This is a genomic window from Phytobacter sp. RSE-02, from assembly GCF_040578655.1.
Lineage (GTDB): Bacteria > Pseudomonadota > Gammaproteobacteria > Enterobacterales > Enterobacteriaceae > Phytobacter > Phytobacter diazotrophicus.
Genome location: NZ_JBEULY010000011.1, coordinates 133,741 through 153,244, shown reverse-complemented (window position 1 = coordinate 153,244; position 19,504 = coordinate 133,741). Strand labels below are relative to the sequence as shown.

Annotated in this window: 15 protein-coding genes and 1 pseudogene; 11 read left to right on the top strand and 5 right to left on the bottom strand. The window is 53.7% G+C overall.

Features of this window, described 5'->3' with window-relative positions; genetic code table 11:
• The 4 genes and pseudogenes from accB to msrP all read right to left on the bottom strand — a co-directional run bounded on the left by accB (position 1) and on the right by msrP (position 2,584).
• The gene (gene accB / locus ABU190_RS20770) at positions 1-477 is read right to left on the bottom strand and encodes an acetyl-CoA carboxylase biotin carboxyl carrier protein (protein ID WP_039077404.1); all 477 of its coding nucleotides are present in this window, start codon (positions 475-477) and stop codon (positions 1-3) included.
• A gap of 21 nt (positions 478-498) precedes the next feature.
• Positions 499-748 (bottom strand): annotated as a pseudogene (locus ABU190_RS20765) (type II 3-dehydroquinate dehydratase).
• 234 nt (positions 749-982) lie between these two features.
• Complete coding sequence (gene msrQ / locus ABU190_RS20760) at positions 983-1,582, bottom strand: protein-methionine-sulfoxide reductase heme-binding subunit MsrQ (protein WP_110295858.1); 600 nt, start codon at positions 1,580-1,582, stop codon at positions 983-985.
• Positions 1,583-2,584, bottom strand: a complete 1,002-nt coding sequence (gene msrP / locus ABU190_RS20755) for a protein-methionine-sulfoxide reductase catalytic subunit MsrP (protein WP_354692271.1) — start codon at positions 2,582-2,584, stop codon at positions 1,583-1,585.
• A 281-nt stretch (positions 2,585-2,865) separates the two neighbouring features.
• Here msrP and csrD point away from each other — a divergent pair, with 281 nt between their 5' ends.
• From csrD to tldD, 8 genes are all read left to right on the top strand, one after another.
• On the top strand, positions 2,866-4,806 hold the full coding sequence (csrD, locus tag ABU190_RS20750; RefSeq protein WP_079497037.1) for an RNase E specificity factor CsrD: 1,941 nt from the start codon (positions 2,866-2,868) through the stop codon (positions 4,804-4,806).
• Positions 4,807-5,115: 309 nt separating this feature from the next.
• Positions 5,116-6,159 carry a rod shape-determining protein MreB gene (gene mreB, locus ABU190_RS20745; protein ID WP_006818047.1) on the top strand — a complete coding sequence of 348 codons (1,044 nt, stop codon included), beginning with the start codon at positions 5,116-5,118 and terminating at the stop codon, positions 6,157-6,159.
• A 65-nt stretch (positions 6,160-6,224) separates the two neighbouring features.
• The gene (gene mreC, locus ABU190_RS20740; protein ID WP_071194416.1) at positions 6,225-7,229 is read left to right on the top strand and encodes a rod shape-determining protein MreC; all 1,005 of its coding nucleotides are present in this window, start codon (positions 6,225-6,227) and stop codon (positions 7,227-7,229) included.
• On the top strand, positions 7,229-7,717 hold the full coding sequence (mreD, locus tag ABU190_RS20735) for a rod shape-determining protein MreD (protein WP_039077409.1): 489 nt from the start codon (positions 7,229-7,231) through the stop codon (positions 7,715-7,717). Before mreC ends, mreD begins: the two co-directional genes overlap by 1 nt.
• Before the next feature lie 8 nt (positions 7,718-7,725).
• A complete protein-coding gene (locus ABU190_RS20730; protein WP_354692270.1) occupies positions 7,726-8,319 on the top strand; it encodes a nucleoside triphosphate pyrophosphatase in 594 nt (197 codons plus the stop codon).
• On the top strand, positions 8,309-9,778 hold the full coding sequence (gene rng / locus ABU190_RS20725) for a ribonuclease G (protein WP_039077411.1): 1,470 nt from the start codon (positions 8,309-8,311) through the stop codon (positions 9,776-9,778). The genes ABU190_RS20730 and rng overlap by 11 nt, the downstream gene beginning before the upstream one ends.
• A 41-nt stretch (positions 9,779-9,819) precedes the next feature.
• The gene (gene yhdP, locus ABU190_RS20720; RefSeq protein ID WP_354692269.1) at positions 9,820-13,629 is read left to right on the top strand and encodes an AsmA2 domain-containing protein YhdP; all 3,810 of its coding nucleotides are present in this window, start codon (positions 9,820-9,822) and stop codon (positions 13,627-13,629) included.
• A gap of 86 nt (positions 13,630-13,715) precedes the next feature.
• Complete coding sequence (tldD, locus tag ABU190_RS20715; protein WP_296409737.1) at positions 13,716-15,161, top strand: metalloprotease TldD; 1,446 nt, start codon at positions 13,716-13,718, stop codon at positions 15,159-15,161.
• Between the two features lie 48 nt (positions 15,162-15,209).
• Here the strand turns inward: tldD and aaeR are convergent, their stop codons facing one another.
• On the bottom strand, positions 15,210-16,133 hold the full coding sequence (gene aaeR / locus ABU190_RS20710; protein WP_071194419.1) for an HTH-type transcriptional activator AaeR: 924 nt from the start codon (positions 16,131-16,133) through the stop codon (positions 15,210-15,212).
• Between the two features lie 173 nt (positions 16,134-16,306).
• Here aaeR and aaeX point away from each other — a divergent pair, with 173 nt between their 5' ends.
• The 3 genes from aaeX to aaeB are packed head-to-tail and all read left to right on the top strand — an operon-like array spanning position 16,307 to position 19,423.
• Complete coding sequence (gene aaeX, locus ABU190_RS20705) at positions 16,307-16,510, top strand: p-hydroxybenzoic acid efflux pump operon protein AaeX (protein ID WP_039077415.1); 204 nt, start codon at positions 16,307-16,309, stop codon at positions 16,508-16,510.
• Between the two features lie 7 nt (positions 16,511-16,517).
• Positions 16,518-17,450 (top strand): p-hydroxybenzoic acid efflux pump subunit AaeA, encoded by a 933-nt coding sequence (aaeA, locus tag ABU190_RS20700; protein ID WP_039077416.1) that lies wholly within the window; start codon positions 16,518-16,520, stop codon positions 17,448-17,450.
• A gap of 5 nt (positions 17,451-17,455) precedes the next feature.
• On the top strand, positions 17,456-19,423 hold the full coding sequence (aaeB, locus tag ABU190_RS20695) for a p-hydroxybenzoic acid efflux pump subunit AaeB (protein WP_354692268.1): 1,968 nt from the start codon (positions 17,456-17,458) through the stop codon (positions 19,421-19,423).
• Positions 19,424-19,504: the final 81 nt, after the last annotated feature.

Here is a 19,504-nt window from a genome sequence, read left to right as displayed (position 1 = left end):
TTATTCGATGACGACCAGCGGCTCGTCAAACTCTACCGGCTGGCCACTTTCAACCAGAATGGCTTTCACTACGCCCGCTTTGTCGGCTTCGATCTGGTTCATCATTTTCATGGCTTCAACGATGCACAGTGTATCGCCGACATTGACTTTCTGGCCGACTTCACAGAACGCTTTAGCGTCCGGGCTCGGCGTGCGGTAGAAGGTCCCGACCATCGGGGAACGTACGATGTGACCACTGATTTGCGCAGCCGCAGGTTCTGCTGCCGTAGCCGGAGCTGCGGGAGCGACTGCGCCAGAAAGCGCAGGGGCTGGCTGCTGCATAACCGGAGCCGCATAAGCTTGCTGCATCACCGGGAAGCCCGTGTTCACCGGTGCGCGGCTGATGCGTACAGACTCTTCGCCTTCAGAAATTTCCAGTTCAGCGATGCCTGATTCTTCAACCAGTTCGATCAGTTTTTTAATCTTACGAATATCCATGAGTGGGTTCCGTACTCTTGTTTAGTTTGATTGTGACAGGCGTGTTACCGCCGTCTGTAAAGCGTATGTACAACTGCCAGCATAAGGTCCGAAGACCACGCCAGTAGCGATTTCGGAGAGCCAGGAATGATGGCGAGATGGTTCGTGCGCATGCATATTGCTCAGAGTGAACTCAGTAAAGTCGAAGGGTGCCATAGGTTTCCGACTTGCGTGCTCCCGGCATGTTAAGATTGGGGCCGTTTAAAAGCAAAATGCGCAACTTGCCAGTCATCGTGCTGCTATCTCCTGCAATTTTCCGGTAAAAAACAAAATATACCTTCATTGCGTGGTTGTCACCTTTTTGGACCTTAAAAAGCCCTCTGGGGAAAACCAAAGTCGCACATTATAACTATTTCGTAGCATTTCGCAGCTAAATACTGGTCTTATCAGGGAAGATTATCAACCGCATTTGGTTTTATCCCTGCGATTGATAATGGAACTGCGGAGGAGTGCACATATCGAAACTTTAGCGCCACCACTGGCGGAACTTCTTGTATCGCCACGCTAATAGTCCGAATGCAGCGGCTGCATAAAGGAGCGGCAACGGCGATAATATCTTCACTGACCACAGGTAATGGATAGGGGCCAGGATCGCGACGAGATAGACGAAGTTATGCAATTGTTGCCATCGTTTACCCATTTTTCGCTGTGCCCACTGGGTAGATGTCGCTGCCAGGGCCAGCAGAATAAACCAGCTCACAATTCCTAACATTAAATAGGGGCGCGTTGTCAGCTCCCGGCCAAGCAGAACCAGATTGTTGATCCCCAGTTCCAGCAGTGCGTAACTGGTCAGATGCAATGTTGCCCAGGCAAAACACCATAATCCCAGTAAACGACGGGTGCGAATAAGCAACGGTTGTTTAGCGTAACGCGCCAGTGGCGCAACCAGCAAGCCTGCCAGTAAAAATTTCAGCGCCATTCTGCCGGTAAAATGCTGAATGTCTTTTGCCGGGTCGGCACTAAAATACCCCTGCGACGATGCCCAGAACAACCAGACAAACGGCAGAAAACCTGCCAGGTGCAGCAATACTTTAAGCCAGACAATCTGTTTTGCTGTTAAACGCACTCAAAAATTCTCCCGCAGATCCAAACCACGATAAAGGGACGCCACTTCATCCGCATAGCCGTTAAAGAGAAGCGTAGGCTGGCGTTTTACATCCAGTACGCCGCCGGATCCGATAAAGCGCTCGGTCGCCTGTGACCAGCGAGGATGGTCGACATGCGGATTTACATTGGCAAAAAAACCGTACTCATTTGGTGCCGCAAGGTTCCAGGTGGTGGGGGGACGTTCTTTCGTTAGCTTAATACTGACTATCGACTTAATGCCTTTAAAGCCGTATTTCCACGGGACGGTCAGGCGGATCGGCGCGCCATTTTGTGGCGGCAACGCTTTGCCATAAACGCCAACCGACAATAATGTGAGGGGGTGCATCGCTTCATCTATACGTAACCCTTCTACGTAAGGATATTCCAGACCGCCGCCAATGAAGCGATCCTTCTGACCGGGCATCTCATCGGGGGCATAGAGGGTTTGAAAAGCCACATATTTAGCGTTGCTGGTGGGCTCGACCAGCGACAGCAGCTTATGCAGCGGAAAGCCGGTCCATGGAATCACCATCGACCAGGCTTCAACACAACGCATGCGGTAGATGCGCTCTTCCAGTGGGAAACGCGTGGTAAGCGCGTCATAATCAAGCATAAGGGGTTTGGCTACTTCACCGTCAATTTTGAGCGTCCATGGATTGGTTTTCATGCTTCCCGCGTTAGCCGCGGGATCGGCTTTATCCAGCCCAAACTCATAAAAATTGTTATAGCCCGTCACTTTATCTTCCGGCGTTAATGTCAGCGTGTTTTGCCACTGAGCCGGTTTACTGAACTGGAGTGGTTTGCCGGGCTGGGCTTTAGGCCGATCATTTCCTTTAAACCAGTCAAGCAGATCGGCGCGCGCAGTGGGAGACAGGCTCAGGGCAGCGGCGCTAATGCCCAGCGTTTTCAGGATCTGGCGACGTCGCAACATAAAAACGGATTCGGCGGTGACATCGGATTCAGTAAGTTTTTTCTTGTGCATAAATTTCCCCCCTTTTTATTACTTGTAGCACGGCGAATATGGGGGCGGGGGATTATCACGAAAAATTGAAATCTGGCCGTTTACTGCCTGCAGGTGGCCTTTGCTCCCCTGGATGATTGGCAAATAAATTCTGAGGGCTATACTCGCATAGTTGTATGCAATACTGATTGCCAGAAGCGTCAGGCCTGCTAGTATGCCGGGCTCGTTTTTCAAGTTAGCGCTTACTTTGTTTTCAGGGTTTGCCGCGTCTCGTTCTTTTACACTACGGAGTTAACACAAGGATGCGATTAACGACGAAATTCTCAGCTTTTGTGACGCTACTAACGGGCCTGGCAATATTTGTCACCCTGTTTGGCTGCTCACTGAGCTTTTACAACGCCATTCAGTCGAAGGTGATTAACCGCGTTGAATCGGTTGCGGCGGTGGTCGATACCCGTTTGATTTTTATGTCTCCTTCGGCCATCTCATCCCATCTGGATGAACTTATGGTGCCAGTGGACATTGTGGGGATTGAGGTACGTCAGGGAAAGCAAACCGTTCTGCAGCACACCCGCAAAAGCAGTTATCGCCCCGCCGGTAGTAATTACCAGTATCGTGAATTAGAGATTAACTCCCTTAAAAATCCGGGCATGACCATCACGCTGGTCTATCAGGACCCGATGGCTAACTATTTCCGTTCTCTCTTAACCACCGTACCGCTGACGCTGGCGATCGGTTTTATGGTCCTGATTATTTTCCTCTCTGTACGCTGGCTGCGCCGACAGCTCTCGGGGCAGGAATTACTCGAACTTCGCTCCACCCGCATTCTTAATGGGGAGCGCGGGGCGCAGGCGCGCGGTTCTATTTATGAATGGCCATCCCGCGCCAGTAGCGCGCTGGATGTTCTGCTCTCAGAGATCCAGTTTGCCAGCGATCAGCGCAGTCATATCGATACGCTGATCCGCTCCTACGCCGCCCAGGATACCAAAACCGGGCTCAATAACCGTCTCTTCTTTGATAATCAACTGGCCACATTGCTTGAGGATCAGGAGAAAGTCGGCGCGCACGGCGTTGTCATGATGATCCGGTTACCCGATTTTGAATTACTGCGCGATAGCTGGGGGCGCCCGGCTGTCGAAGAGCATCTGTTTATGCTCATTAACCTGTTATCGACATTTATTATGCGTTATCCCGGCGCGCTGCTGGCGCGCTACCACCGCAGTGACTTTACCGTGCTGTTACCGCACCGCACATTAAAAGAAGCAGAAAGTATCGCCGGGCAGATTTTAAAGGCCGTGGATGGCCTGCAACCCAGCAAAATGCTCGATCGTGAAGATATGATGCACATTGGCATTTGCGCCTGGCGTAGCGGACAGTCAACAGAGCAGGTCATGGAGCATGCCGAAGCGGCGACCCGCAATGCGGTATTACAAGGGGGAAATAGCTGGTCGGTTTACGACGATACGCTGCCGGAGCAGGGGCGCGGCAACGTTCGCTGGCGCACGCTTATTGAGCAAATGCTTAGCCGTGGCGGCCCGCGGGTCTACCAGAAGCCAGCAGTGAATCGCGAAGGGATTGTTCACCATCGCGAATTGATGTGCCGCATCTATGATGGTGACCAGGAGGTTATTTCTGCGGAATATATGCCCATGGTGCTGCAGTTTGGTCTGTCTGAGGAGTATGACCGACTGCAAATTGGACGCCTCATTCCTTATCTGGGGTACTGGCCGGAAGAAACCCTCGCCATGCAGGTGACCGTGGAGTCGCTTATTCGACCTCGTTTTCAGCGTTGGCTGCGCGATACCTTGATGCAATGTGAAAAATCACAGCGTCGACGGATTATTTTTGAACTTGCCGAGGCTGATGTTTGTCAACATATCAGCCGGTTACAACCGGTGGTGCGGTTGATTAATGCGTTAGGCTCGCGAGTTGCTGTCACGCAGGCGGGTCTCACCCTGGTCAGTACCAGCTGGATTAAAGCGCTGGATGTTGAATTGCTAAAACTTCATCCTGGGATTGTCAGGAACATTGAGAAACGCACGGAAAATCAGCTACTGGTGCAAAGTCTCGTGGAAGCCTGCAAAGGTACGCATACGCGCGTTTTCGCCACTGGCGTTCGTTCCCGTGGCGAATGGCAGACGCTGATTGAACGTGGCGTTTCGGGTGGTCAGGGGGATTTTTTTGCTTCCTCCCAGCCGCTTGACACCAATGTGAAAAAATATTCGCAAAGATACTCGGTTTGAACTGCCGTTTAAGCCGTTTTCACGTAGAATAACGCGCGCTGTATCGTACGTATGGGGGTGTGCTTGCCTGCCCGCCAGATTGCCACAGCGCGAACGCTAGTTTTAACCTTTGACAGGTTACAAACGCAGGGCAAGGATTGCTCCCGCCATGGTTCATTCCTGAAGGAGTCAGGTTGTTTGTAACAAAGGAAACAAACTGCACTAATTTTCACCGTAGCAGATGATTTTTGCGCCTTGTCGCTGCTGCGTGTGGTTGGTAAAGTAAGCGGATTTTGTTTTCCGCCCCAGCTTTCAGGATTATCCCTTAGTATGTTGAAAAAATTTCGTGGCATGTTTTCCAATGACCTGTCCATTGACCTGGGTACCGCGAATACCCTGATTTATGTAAAAGGACAAGGCATCGTATTGAATGAGCCTTCCGTGGTAGCCATTCGCCAGGATCGTGCCGGTTCACCGAAAAGTGTAGCCGCGGTAGGTCATGAAGCTAAGCAGATGCTGGGCCGTACGCCGGGCAACATTGCTGCTATCCGCCCGATGAAAGATGGCGTGATCGCCGACTTCTTCGTGACAGAAAAGATGCTCCAGCACTTTATCAAACAGGTGCACAGCAACAGCTTTATGCGCCCAAGCCCGCGTGTTCTGGTGTGTGTGCCGGTTGGCGCGACCCAGGTAGAGCGTCGTGCGATCCGTGAATCCGCTCAGGGCGCCGGTGCGCGTGAAGTTTTCCTGATTGAAGAACCTATGGCTGCCGCAATCGGTGCAGGCCTGCCGGTTTCTGAGGCAACCGGTTCTATGGTTGTCGATATCGGTGGTGGTACCACAGAAGTGGCCGTTATCTCTCTGAACGGCGTGGTCTACTCCTCCTCTGTACGTATCGGTGGTGACCGTTTCGATGAAGCGATCATTAATTACGTTCGCCGTAACTACGGCTCTCTGATCGGTGAAGCGACCGCTGAGCGTATTAAGCACGAGATCGGTTCGGCTTACCCAGGTGACGAAGTCCGCGAAATCGAAGTTCGTGGCCGTAACCTGGCAGAAGGTGTTCCGCGTGGCTTCACGCTGAACTCTAACGAAATTCTGGAAGCACTGCAGGAACCTCTGACCGGTATTGTTAGCGCGGTGATGGTTGCACTGGAACAGTGCCCACCAGAACTGGCGTCCGATATTTCTGAGCGCGGTATGGTTCTGACCGGTGGTGGCGCGCTGCTGCGCAACCTTGACCGCCTGTTAATGGAAGAGACAGGTATTCCTGTCGTAGTTGCAGAAGATCCACTGACTTGCGTAGCGCGTGGCGGCGGCAAGGCGCTGGAAATGATCGATATGCACGGCGGCGATTTGTTCAGCGAAGAATAGTCTGATTCAGATTCGGGGCGAAGATATCGCCCTGGATTTGTCTGGCCTGAGAATACGCAAAGCCTATGAAGCCAATTTTTAGCCGTGGCCCGTCGCTACAGATTCGCCTTTTCCTGGCGGTGGTAGTGGCGCTCGGAGTTATTATTGCCGACAGCCGCCTCGGTACGTTCAGTCAAATTCGAACGTACATGGATACTGCCGTCAGTCCTTTCTACTTTATTTCCAATGGTCCTCGCGAATTATTAGATAGCGTTTCACAAACGATCTCGTCGCGCGATCAACTTGAGCTTGAAAATCGGGCATTGCGTCAGGAACTGCTGCTGAAAAACAGCGAGCTGCTGATGTTAGGGCAATATAAACAGGAGAACGCGCGACTGCGCGAGCTGCTGGGTTCGCCGCTGCGTCAGGACGAACAGAAAATGGTCACCCAGGTTATTTCAACGGTCAACGATCCGTATAGCGACCAGGTTGTTATTGACAAGGGCAGCGCTAACGGTGTCTATGAAGGCCAGCCGGTGATCAGCGATAAAGGCGTGGTAGGCCAGGTTGTCGCCGTAGCCAAACTGACCAGCCGGGTCCTGTTGATTTGTGATGCGACCCATGCACTGCCGATTCAGGTGCTGCGTAACGATATTCGCGTTATTGCCGCAGGCAATGGCTGTACCGACGATCTGCAACTGGAACATCTGCCAGCCAATACCGATATTCGGGTAGGGGATGTGCTGGTGACGTCCGGTCTCGGTGGGCGCTTCCCGGAAGGTTATCCTGTTGGGGTGGTCTCTTCCGTAAAACTCGACACGCAGCGGGCGTATACCGTTATCCAGGCGCGTCCTACCGCAGGCTTGCAGCGTTTGCGCTACTTGCTTTTGCTGTGGGGTGCCGATCGTAACGGCACGAATCCGATGACGCCGGAAGAAGTACACCGCGTGGCTAACGAACGTTTGATGCAGATGATGCCGCAAGTGTTGCCTGCCCCGGATGCGATGGGGCCGCCTGCGCCGATCCCTGCACCTGCAACCGGTATTGCCGGGCCGCCGTCACCGTCTCAAGGCTCCCGGGGAGGCCAATAGTGGCAAGTTACCGTAGCCAGGGGCGATGGGTTATCTGGCTCTCGTTTCTTATCGCATTGTTGCTTCAAATTATGCCCTGGCCGGATGACATTCTTGTCTACCGGCCAAACTGGGTGTTACTTATCCTGCTTTACTGGATTCTGGCGCTACCGCACCGCGTAAATGTCGGCACAGGTTTCGTTATGGGTGCCATACTGGATCTCATTAGCGGATCCACGCTTGGTGTACGTGCGTTGTCTCTGAGCATCATCGCCTATCTGGTCGCGCTTAAATTTCAACTGTTCCGTAACCTGGCGCTATGGCAACAGGCGCTGGTGGTGATGGTCTTGTCGCTGGCAACCGAAGTCATCGTCTTCTGGGCAGAGTTTTTGGTCATTAATGTCTCCTTCAAACCAGAAATTTTCTGGAGTAGCTTCGTTAATGGCGTGCTTTGGCCGTGGCTTTTCCTGCTTATGCGTAAAATTCGCCAGCAGTTTGCCGTGCAATAAAGGTTTTTATGACATCGATTTGGCTTGCCTCTGGTTCCCCGCGTCGTCAGGAACTGCTCACTCAACTGGGCGTGACCTTCGAGCGAATTACTCCCGGTATTGAAGAGCAACGTCGGGCGCAAGAAAGCGCCCAACATTATGTTGTGCGGCTGGCAAGGGAAAAGGCGCTCGCAGGTTTGGCGATGGTTTCTCGCGATTTACCCGTGCTGGGGGCTGACACCATTGTCATATTTAATGGTGAAGTGCTTGAAAAACCGAAAGACTCCTCGCATGCTGCTAAAATGCTGCGACAGCTCTCTGGTCAGACCCATCAGGTGATGACGGCCGTCGCGCTGGCGGACAACCAACACCTGCTGGATTGTCTGGTGACAACTGAGGTGACGTTCCGAACCCTTTCTGATGATGATATTGCTACCTATGTTGCCAGCGGTGAGCCGATGGACAAAGCCGGTGCGTACGGCATTCAGGGGCTGGGCGGCTGTTTTGTCAGAAAAATAAACGGGAGTTATCACGCTGTGGTGGGTTTACCGCTGGTAGAGACCTGGGAACTGTTGAGCAACTTTAACGCATTGCGCGAGGGAAGAGACAATCATGACGGCTGAATTGTTAGTCAACATTACGCCATCGGAAACACGCGTGGCCTATATCGATGGCGGTATCCTGCAAGAGATTCACATTGAACGTGAAGCGCGGCGCGGGATAGTAGGCAATATCTACAAGGGTCGGGTCAGTCGCGTACTGCCTGGTATGCAGGCGGCTTTTGTAGATATTGGTCTGGATAAGGCCGCGTTTCTTCACGCCTCGGACATTATGCCTCACACCGAATGTGTGGCGGGGGAAGAGCAGAAGAACTTCACCGTTCGCGATATCTCTGAGCTGGTGCGCCAGGGACAGGATCTGATGGTACAGGTGGTGAAAGATCCGCTGGGTACCAAAGGTGCTCGCCTGACCACAGACATCACTCTACCTTCTCGCTATCTGGTCTTCATGCCTGGCGCATCACACGTTGGGGTTTCTCAGCGTATCGAAAGCGAGGCTGAACGTGAGCGACTCAAGCAGGTCGTCTCTGAGTATTGCGATGAGCAGGGCGGATTCATCATTCGCACGGCGGCAGAAGGGGTGTGCAATGAGGATCTCGCCTCCGATGCAGCCTACCTCAAGCGGGTATGGACGAAAGTCATGGAGCGCAAAAAGCGTCAGCAGACCCGGTGCAAGCTCTACGGCGAACTGGCGCTGGCGCAGCGTGTGCTGCGAGATTTTGCCGATGCTCAACTTGACCGGATCCGCGTTGATTCACGTCTGACCTATGAGATGCTGCTGGAGTTCACCGCTGAATACATGCCGGAAATGACCAGCATGATTGAACATTACAGCGGTCGCCAGCCGATATTCGATCTCTATGACGTTGAGAATGAAATCCAGCGCGCGCTGGAAAGAAAAGTGGAATTGAAATCCGGTGGCTATTTGGTTATTGACCAGACCGAAGCGATGACGACGGTGGATATCAACACCGGGGCGTTCGTTGGCCACCGTAATCTCGATGACACCATTTTCAATACCAATATTGAAGCCACGCAGGCTATCGCTCGGCAACTGCGTTTACGTAACCTTGGCGGCATTATCATCATTGATTTCATTGATATGAATAACGATGATCATCGCCGCCGTGTCCTGCATTCACTGGAACAAGCCTTGAGCAAGGACCGTGTGAAGACCAGCATAAACGGTTTCTCTCAACTCGGTCTGGTTGAGATGACCCGTAAACGTACGCGTGAAAGCGTGGAACATGTTCTCTGTAATGAATGCCCAACCTGCCATGGACGAGGCACAGTAAAAACGGTGGAAACCGTCTGTTACGAAATCATGCGCGAGATTGTTCGCGTACACCATGCTTACGACTCGGATCGTTTCCTGGTCTATGCTTCTCCTGCTGTGGCGGAAACCCTGAAAGGGGAAGAGTCCCATGCGCTGGCTGAGGTCGAAATCTTTGTCGGTAAGCAAGTTAAAGTGCAAATTGAGCCGCTCTATAATCAGGAGCAGTTTGATGTGGTGATGATGTAAAAGACGATTACGTCCAGACGTTTGTTGACAAGGAGAGGTGCGTGAGGCGATTGCCGGGGATATTGCTGCTTACAGGTGCGACGCTGGTGGTGATAGTGGCGCTGCTGGTAAGTGGCTTGCGCCTCATCCTGCCCCATCTGGATAACTGGCGCCCTGAAATCCTGGCGAAAATTCAGGCACACACCGGTATTGTGGTCGATGCCAGTCAGTTGAACGCCAGTTGGGAAAATTTTGGCCCCATCCTCGACGTTCGTGACGTTAAAGCCACCCTCAATGACGGCGGCGATCTGTCCGCTAAACGCGTCACACTGGCGCTGGACGTCTGGCAAAGTCTGCTACAAATGCGCTGGCAGTTCCGCGATCTCACGTTTTATCAGTTGGCTGTGCGCACGAATACCCCGTTACAGCGCAATGATGATGGTAAAGCGATAGAAACTGACCGTATCCGCGATCTTTTCCTTCGCCAGTTCGATCACTTCGTTCTGCGCGACAGTCGCCTTAGCTTTTTGACCCTCTCCGGCCAGCGTGCCGAACTCGCGATCCCTCAATTGACCTGGCTTAATAGCGATGACCGACACCGCGCAGAAGGTCAGGTGAGCCTGTCCAGCCTGACCGGACAGCATGGCATTATGCAAGTGAGAATGGATCTTCGCGATGACAGGGGCATCCTCAATAACGGTCGGCTGTGGCTACAGGCGGACGACATCGACGTTAAGCCCTGGCTTAATAAATGGATGCAGGACAACGTTGCCCTGGAGAGCGCCCAATTCAGTCTCGAAGGCTGGATGACCCTCAATAAAGGTGTGGTGGAAAGTGGTGATGTCTGGCTTAAAAAAGGCGGAGCAAGCTGGCCTGGAGACAAAGATAATCACCAACTGTTGGTTGATAACCTGACGGCACACGTCTCGCGTCAGCAGCAGGGCTGGCAGTTTGATATTCCCACTACGCGCATCACAATGGATGGACACCCGTGGCCGCAAGGCTCGCTGGCCTTTGCGTGGGTGCCGGCCCAGGAAGCGGGTGGGGAAAAAAGTCAGCGTAGCGATGAATTACGCGTCCGTGCCAGTCGCCTCGATCTGGATGCGCTTGACGGTATGTTGCCGATTGCCGAAAAAATTTCGCCACAACTGGGGAAAGTGTGGCGAACAATGGCCCCGGAAGGGCTGCTGGAAAATCTGGCGCTGGATATTCCGCTACAGGCGACGGAAAAAACACGCTTCCAGGCAAACTGGAAAGACATCTCCTGGAAGCAGTGGGAGCTGCTGCCCGGCGTCGAGAACCTTTCCGGTACGTTGTCCGGTAGCGTTGAAAAGGGGCGCGTGACTGTCGACATGGAAAAGGCAAAAATGCCTTATGCCACGGTTTTCCGTGCGCCGCTGGAGATTGAGAAAGGGGTAGCGACCCTCGCCTGGCAAAACGATGAGCGTGGTCTGCAGATTGATGGGCATGATATCGACGTGCAGGCGAATGCGATTCACGCCAGGGGCGATTTCCGCTACTTGCAGCCTAAAGACGACGAGCCGTGGCTGGGTATTCTGGCAGGCATTAATGTTACCGATGGTGGCCAGGCATGGCGCTACTTCCCGGAAAACCTGATGGGCAAAGCGCTGGTGGATTACCTGAGCGCGGCGATTCAGGGCGGGCAGGCTGATAACGCGACGCTGGTCTACGGCGGCAACCCACAGTTATTTCCTTATAAGCATAATGAAGGGCAGTTTGAGGTGCTGGTGCCGTTACGTAACGCCACCTTTGCCTTCCAGCCAGACTGGCCAGCGCTGAAAAATTTCAATATTCAACTCGATTTCATTAATGACGGCCTGTGGATGAAGACGGATGAAGTGGCATTGGGCGGTGTTAAAGCCACAAACCTGACGGCTGTCATTCCGGATTACATTAAAGAGAAACTGCTCATTGATGCCGATATCAACGGGCCAGGGAAAGCGGTTGGGCCCTATTTTAAAGATACGCCGCTGAAAGATACGCTTTCTACAGCCCTTGATGAGCTCCAGTTGGATGGTGATGTGAGTGCTCGCTTACATCTTGATATTCCGCTGGATGGCGAGATAACGACCGCGAAAGGCGATGTCGTCCTCAACCACAATAATCTGTTCATCAAACCGCTTAACAGCACGGTGAAAGATTTGCGGGGCTCGTTCAGCTTTGTTAACGGTAATCTGAAAAGCGAGCCACTGCAGGCGATGTGGTTTAACCAGCCTGTGAACATTGATTTCACGACCACCGAAGGGGCGAAAGCCTATCAGGTGGCGGTCAATCTGAATGGCAACTGGCAACCGGCGAAAACGGGCGTCATGCCGCAGCAGCTTAGTGATGCGGTGAGCGGCAATGTGGGCTGGAAAGGCAAAGTGGACATCGAACTGCCGCACAGCGCCGGGGCGAAATATAACGTCAGTATCGACGGTGATTTGACGGATATCGCCAGTCGCCTGCCGCCGCCGCTTGATAAGCCTGCGGGCAAAGCCTTGCCGGTGAAGGTGAATGTTGAAGGCAATCTGCGCAGTTTCGATCTGACCGGCAGCGCAGGCAATAGCAACCATTTTAACAGTCGCTGGTTACTCAACCAGAAACTCACCCTAGACAGGGCAATCTGGACATCTGATAGCCGCACGCTGCCGCCACTGCCTGAGCAGGCCGGTCTTGAACTGAATCTGCCGCCAATGAATGGTGCGCAGTGGCTGGGTCTGCTGCGCCAGGGTGTTGCCAGTAACGTCAGCAACGCAACGTCTTTCCCGGCCAGTGTCACGCTGCGCACTCCGGCGCTCACTCTGGCAGGTCAGCAGTGGAACAACCTGAGCATTGTCTCGCAGCCACAGGCGTCAGGATCGGTTGTCGAGGCACAAGGGCGTGAAATCAACGGGACGTTTACCCTGCGCGATAACGCACCGTGGCAGGCTGCGATTCGCTACCTTTACTATAACCCGTCTGCGACGGCGTCGGATAACAACGATATCTCTTCGCCGTCGACGTTGCTGCGCGGCAAGACGCAGGTGGACTTCACCGGCTGGCCGGATCTGCAACTGCGTTGTGCTGAGTGCTGGTTGTGGGGACAAAAATATGGCCGTATTGAGGGCGATTTCGCGATCAACGGAGATACCCTGTCGCTGGCAAATGGTCTCATTGACAGCGGCTTTGCCCGTCTCACTGCCGATGGCGAGTGGGTCAACAAAATCGGCGGAGAACGTACCTCACTGAAAGGCACACTGCACGGTGACAAAATCGATTCGGCGATGAATTTCTTCGGGATTTCAACGCCTGTGCGCAATGCGCCGTTTGATGTGAACTATGATTTACACTGGCGTAGCGCGCCATGGCAGCCGCAGGAAGAGTCACTTAACGGTATTCTGCGCACCCGCCTCGGCAAAGGGGATATTACCGATATCAGTACCGGGCACGCCGGGCAACTGTTGCGCCTGTTTAGCGTCGATGCGTTGCTGCGCAAGCTTCGTTTCGATTTCAGCGACACGTTCAGCAGTGAAGGGTTCTATTTTGACTCTATCCGTAGCGCCGCCTGGATCAAAGATGGTGTTCTGCATACTGACGATACGTTGGTGGACGGCCTGGAAGCTGATATTGCGATGAAAGGGTCGGTGGATCTGGTACAGCGCCAGTTAGATGTCGAGGCAGTTGTCGCACCGGAAATCTCAGCAACGGTAGGCGTTGCGGCTGCCTTTGCCGTTAACCCGATTATCGGTGCTGCGGTGTTCGCCGCCAGTAAAGTTTTGGGGCCGCTGTGGAATAAAGTCTCCATTTTGCGTTATCGCATCACCGGTCCGGTAGACAAACCACAAATCAATGAAGTCTTACGCCAGCCGCGTACAGATAAAAAGCAATGATTTGACGGCGTCGGCGAATTGCCTCAAGCTCCTTATATCACACTTTTTTTATTGCCCGATGTGGCGGCAACGACGAGTAGCAAACGATGAGTCTGAACCTGGTAAGTGAACAATTGCTCGCAGCGAATGGCCTGAATCATCAGGATCTATTTTCCATCCTTGGTCAATTGACCGAGCGCCGACTCGACTACGGCGACCTCTATTTTCAGTCGAGCTATCACGAATCCTGGGTGCTGGAAGACAGTATCATCAAAGACGGGTCATACAATATCGACCAGGGCGTTGGTGTGCGTGCGGTAAGTGGTGAGAAAACCGGTTTTGCCTACGCTGACCAAATTAGTCTGCTGGCGTTGGAGCAGAGCGCGCAGGCGGCACGTACCATCGTGCGTGAGTCGGGCGATGGGCGCGTGCAAACGCTCGGCGCCGTTGAGCATCAGGGACTCTATGCCAGCATTGACCCGCTGCAAAGCATGAGCCGGGAAGAGAAGCTGGATATTCTGCGCCGCGTCGACAAAGTGGCGCGCGCGGAAGATAAGCGTGTGCAGGAAGTGTCCGCCAGCCTGACCGGTGTGTATGAATTAATTCTGGTTGCCGCGACGGACGGTACGCTGGCGGCGGATGTTCGCCCGCTGGTACGCCTCTCCGTGAGTGTGCAGGTGGAAGATGACGGCAAACGCGAACGCGGTTCCAGCGGTGGCGGCGGTCGTTTTGGCTATGACTGGTTCCTGAAAGATGTCGATGGCGACGTCCGTGCCGATGCCTGGGCAAAAGAAGCGGTGCGGATGGCACTGGTGAATCTCTCTGCTGTGGCGGCGCCTGCCGGAACACTGCCTGTGGTGCTGGGCGCTGGCTGGCCGGGCGTATTACTGCACGAGGCGGTCGGGCACGGTCTGGAAGGCGACTTTAACCGCCGGGGCACATCAGTATTCAGTGGTCACATGGGCGAGCTGGTAGCCTCTGAGCTTTGTACTGTTGTTGATGATGGCACCATTGCCGATCGCCGAGGCTCCGTCTCTATCGACGACGAAGGTACGCCGGGTCAGTACAATGTGCTGATTGAAAACGGTGTGTTGAAAGGCTACATGCAGGATAAGTTGAATGCCCGTCTGATGGGTGTTGCGCCAACCGGTAACGGTCGTCGCGAATCCTATGCGCATCTGCCGATGCCGCGTATGACCAACACCTACATGCTGGCAGGGAAATCAACGCCGCAGGAGATCATCGAGTCGGTCGAGTTTGGTATTTATGCGCCGAACTTTGGCGGTGGCCAGGTGGATATCACCTCCGGTAAGTTCGTGTTCTCTACCTCAGAGGCCTACCTGATTGAGAAAGGCAAGGTGACGAAGCCGGTGAAAGGGGCAACCCTGATTGGCTCGGGCATTGAAGCCATGCAGCAGATCTCCATGGTGGGTAATGACCTGAAACTGGATAACGGCGTCGGTGTCTGCGGCAAAGAAGGCCAGAGTCTGCCGGTGGGTGTCGGTCAGCCGACGCTGAAAGTGGATAACCTGACCGTCGGTGGGACGGCGTAAGTTCGCTTTATTCCCGGATGGCGCAGCGCTGTCATCCGGGAGCACATCCTACAATCTCCGCCCCTGTACGCCCTGATACAGCTTGGCGACCTCGTTAAAATAATCCGTCAAATAGTTAATACACACCTGCACCTTTAGCGGCAGTTTGTCTTTTTCCGTATACAGAGCCCAGACCGGACGCGGATCGGACTGATAGCGGCTGAACAAGATCTCCAGCGTCCCGTTATTGATCTCGTTGATCGCCCACATCAACGGTACATAGGCGATCCCGGCCCCGGCGGTAAGCCAGCGTGTCATGGTCATCGGATCGTTGGTGACAAAGCGGCCCTGGGGGATCAGGCGAGTAGAAATGCCCTCTGGTGCGATCAGCTCAAATTCATTATCCGGTCTGACGCTGTATTCCAGCCATGAATGATTAACAAGATCCGTGGGTTTTTCCGGAATACCATACTGGGCCAGATAACTTTTAGCCGCGCAGACGACCATTGGCATCGCGCCCAGACGACGTGAAAACAGGCTGGAATCCTGCAACGCGCCCACCCGGATGACGACATCCAGCCCGTCGGCAATCAGATCCGGCGCGGGAATGCCCGTCACCAGATTCACCGATAAACCGGGGTACTCTTTCAGCATCGCGGCGGTCATCTGTGCCAGAACATTGTGCGCCATGGTTGAAGAACAACCAATGCGCAGCGTACCGATGGGCGTGTTATTGAAGGCGTAAAGCTGTTCATGGACATCCTGCACTTCATGCAGCATGCGTCGGCAACCCTGATAATAAATTTTCCCGGCTTCGGTGAGCCCAAGGCTGCGTGTACTGCGGTTTAACAGCTTAACCTGTAGCTCATCTTCCAGCTTCGCCACCGTTTGACTGATGGAAGATACGCTCATTTGCAACTGCCGGGCCGCGGCAGTAAACGAGCCTTGTTCCACCACTTTGGCGAATACCGACATGCGTTTAAGTCGTTCCATTATTCACTCTGGCTTAAAAGTGATTTAGATCACATAATATAGATAACAGCATAACAGTTACGTTAATATACTATTCGCTGAATAATTAACGTGCCGATCTCGCCTTGCTTCCTGCTCCGCTGCGGTGCGTATAAGAAATATTGTCGCCTGCATTCTCTCTAATCAAGGTCAACATGAGTCTGTTTCCCGTTATCGTGGTGTTCGGTCTGTCGTTCCCACCGATTTTTTTTGAATTGCTTTTGTCACTGGCGATCTTCTGGCTGGTGCGCCGCATGCTGATCCCAACCGGGATCTATGATTTTGTCTGGCATCCGGCGTTGTTCAATACTGCGCTCTACTGCTGCTTGTTTTACCTGCTGTCGCGTCTGTTTGTTTGAGGTAGAAGTGAAAACACTAACAAGAAATTTCTTTCGTACCGCCATCACCCTGGCGCTGGTTATCCTCGCTTTCATCGCTATTTTCCGCGCATGGGTGTACTACACAGAATCCCCCTGGACCCGCGATGCGCGCTTTAGCGCCGACGTGGTCGCTATCGCGCCTGACGTCGCCGGATTAATTACCGACGTCAGCGTTCACGATAACCAACTGGTTAAAAAAGACCAGGTGCTGTTTACCATCGATCAGCCGCGTTATCAGAAAGCGCTGGAAGAGGCAGAAGCGGATGTCGCTTACTATCAGGCGCTGGAAAGTGAAAAGCGCCGTGAAGCAGGCCGCCGTAACCAGCTTGGCGTTCAGGCGATGTCCCGCGAAGAAATCGATCAGGCCAACAACGTCCTGCAGACAGTATTACATCAACTGGCGAAAGCGCAGGCCACACGTGACCTGGCAAAACTGGATCTGGAACGCACGGTGATTCGCGCACCGGCAGACGGCTGGGTTACCAACCTCAATGTCTACGCCGGGGAGTTTATTACCCGTGGTTCAACGGCCGTCGCGCTGGTCAAACAGAACTCCTTCTATGTTCAGGCTTATATGGAAGAGACCAAACTGGAGGGCGTTCATCCTGGCTTCCGGGCCGAAATCACCCCGCTGGGCAGTAACCGGGTTCTGAAAGGCACGGTAGAGAGCGTGGCCGCCGGGGTGACCAATGCCAGCAGCAGCAATGACAGCAAAGGGATGGCGACCATTGATTCGAATCTTGAGTGGGTACGTCTGGCGCAACGCGTGCCGGTACGTATTCGCCTGGATGAGCAGCAGGGGAATCTCTGGCCAGCAGGCACGACGGCTACGGTTGTGGTAACGGGGCAAACCGATCGCGATGAGAGCCACGACTCCTTTTTCCGTAAACTGGCTCATCGCCTGCGTGAATTTGGTTAACCCCTATGGCTATGTTTTCCATCGCCAGCTACCACGTTCGCTTCGCCCTTAAACTCGCATGCGCTATCGTACTGGCGCTATTTGTCGGTTTTCATTTCCAACTGGAAACACCGCGCTGGGCAGTATTGACGGCGGCGATTGTGGCGGCAGGTCCGGCTTTTGCTGCCGGGGGAGAACCCTGGTCGGGCGCGATTCGTTACCGCGGTATGCTGCGTATTGTCGGTACTTTTATTGGCTCTATCGCCGGTCTAACCATCATCATCGCCATGATCCGCGCTCCATTCCTGATGCTGACGGTCTGCTGTATCTGGGCGGGGTTTTGTACCTGGGTTTCTTCGCTCGTCCGTGTGGAGAACTCTTATGCCTGGGGACTGGCAGGCTATACGGCGCTGATTATTGTTGTAACGATCCAGAGCGAACCGCTACTGGCCCCTCAGTTTGCCGTTGAGCGTTGCAGTGAAATCGTTATCGGTATTGTCTGCGCCATTGCGGCAGATTTGCTGTTTTCTCCCCGTTCGATTAAACGCGAGATTGACCGCGAGCTGGACAGTTTGCTGGTGGCCCAATACCAGCTAATGCAGTTGTGCATTAAACATGGCGACCCTGAAGATGTGGATAAAGCCTGGGGAGCGCTGGTGCGGCGCACGACTGCCCTGGAAGGGATGCGCAGCAACCTGAAAATTGAATCTTCCCGCTGGGGGCGCGCCAACCGCCGTCTGACAGCGATCAATACGTTGTCGCTTACGCTGATTACCCAGGCGTGTGAAACGTATCTGATCCAAAATACGCGACCCGAATTGATTACCGACACGTTCCGCGAACTGTTCGATGCGCCCGTAGAAACCGTTCAGGACGTGCATAGACAAATGAAGCGGATGCGCCGGGTGATTGCCTGGACCGGTGAACGTGAAACACCAGTCACCATCTATAGCTGGGTGGGGGCGGCAACACGGTATTTGCTGCTCAAACGCGGGGTGGTGAGCAATACCAAAATCAGTGCGACGGAAGAAGAAGTCCTGCGCGGCGAAGTGGTTATCAAGCCGGCATCGGCGGAACGCCATCATGCGATGGTCAACTTCTGGCGTACCACTCTATCCTGCGGATTAGGAACCTTATTCTGGTTGTGGAGCGGCTGGACTTCCGGCAGTGGAACCATGGTGATGATCGCGGTGGTGACGTCGCTGGCAATGCGTCTGCCAAATCCGAAGATGGTAGCCATTGATTTTCTGATAGGGACGTTGGTCGCCCTGCCGGTCGGTGCGCTCTATTTTCTGTTTATCATCCCTTCGACGCAGCAGAGCATGCTATTGCTCTGCATCAGCCTGGCTGTACTGGCTTTTTTTGCCGGTGTCGAGGTGCAGAAACGGCGGCTGGGTTCGCTGGGGGCGCTGGCAAGTACCATCAACATTATCGTGCTTGATAACCCGATGACGTTTAAGTTCAGCCAATTTCTTGATAGCGCGCTCGGGCAAATTATCGGCTGCGGGCTGGCGCTGATCGTTATTTTGCTGGTGCGGGACAATTCGCAGGCACGTACCGGGCGGATGTTGCTCAATCAGTTTGTCTCGGCGGCCGTTTCGGCGATGACAACCAACAGCGCGCGACGTAAAGAGAACCATTTACCTGCGCTCTATCAGCAGTTGTTTTTACTGTTGAATAAATTCCCTGGCGATGTGGCGAAATTCCGCCTGGCTCTGACGTTGATCATTGCTCATCAGCGTTTACGTGATGCGCCTGTACCGGTGAATGATGAGCTTTCGGCATTTCATCGACAGCTTCGCCGTACGGCTGATAGCGTCATTTCCGCCCGATCTGACAGTAGACGACGGCACTATTTCGCGCAGTTGCTGGAGGAGCTGGAGGTCTATCAGGCGAAATTGCAGCACTGGGATGCACCGCCGCAGGTGACCGAGCCGGTAAAACGACTTACCGGAATGTTACACAAATATCAGCATGCCCTAACCAGCAGCTAGACCCAAAACCGACGCCAGAAGCGTCGGTTTTTTTATGGCTATACTTTACGGGAGCTTTTGTAAATCACAGATCAGGAGGAC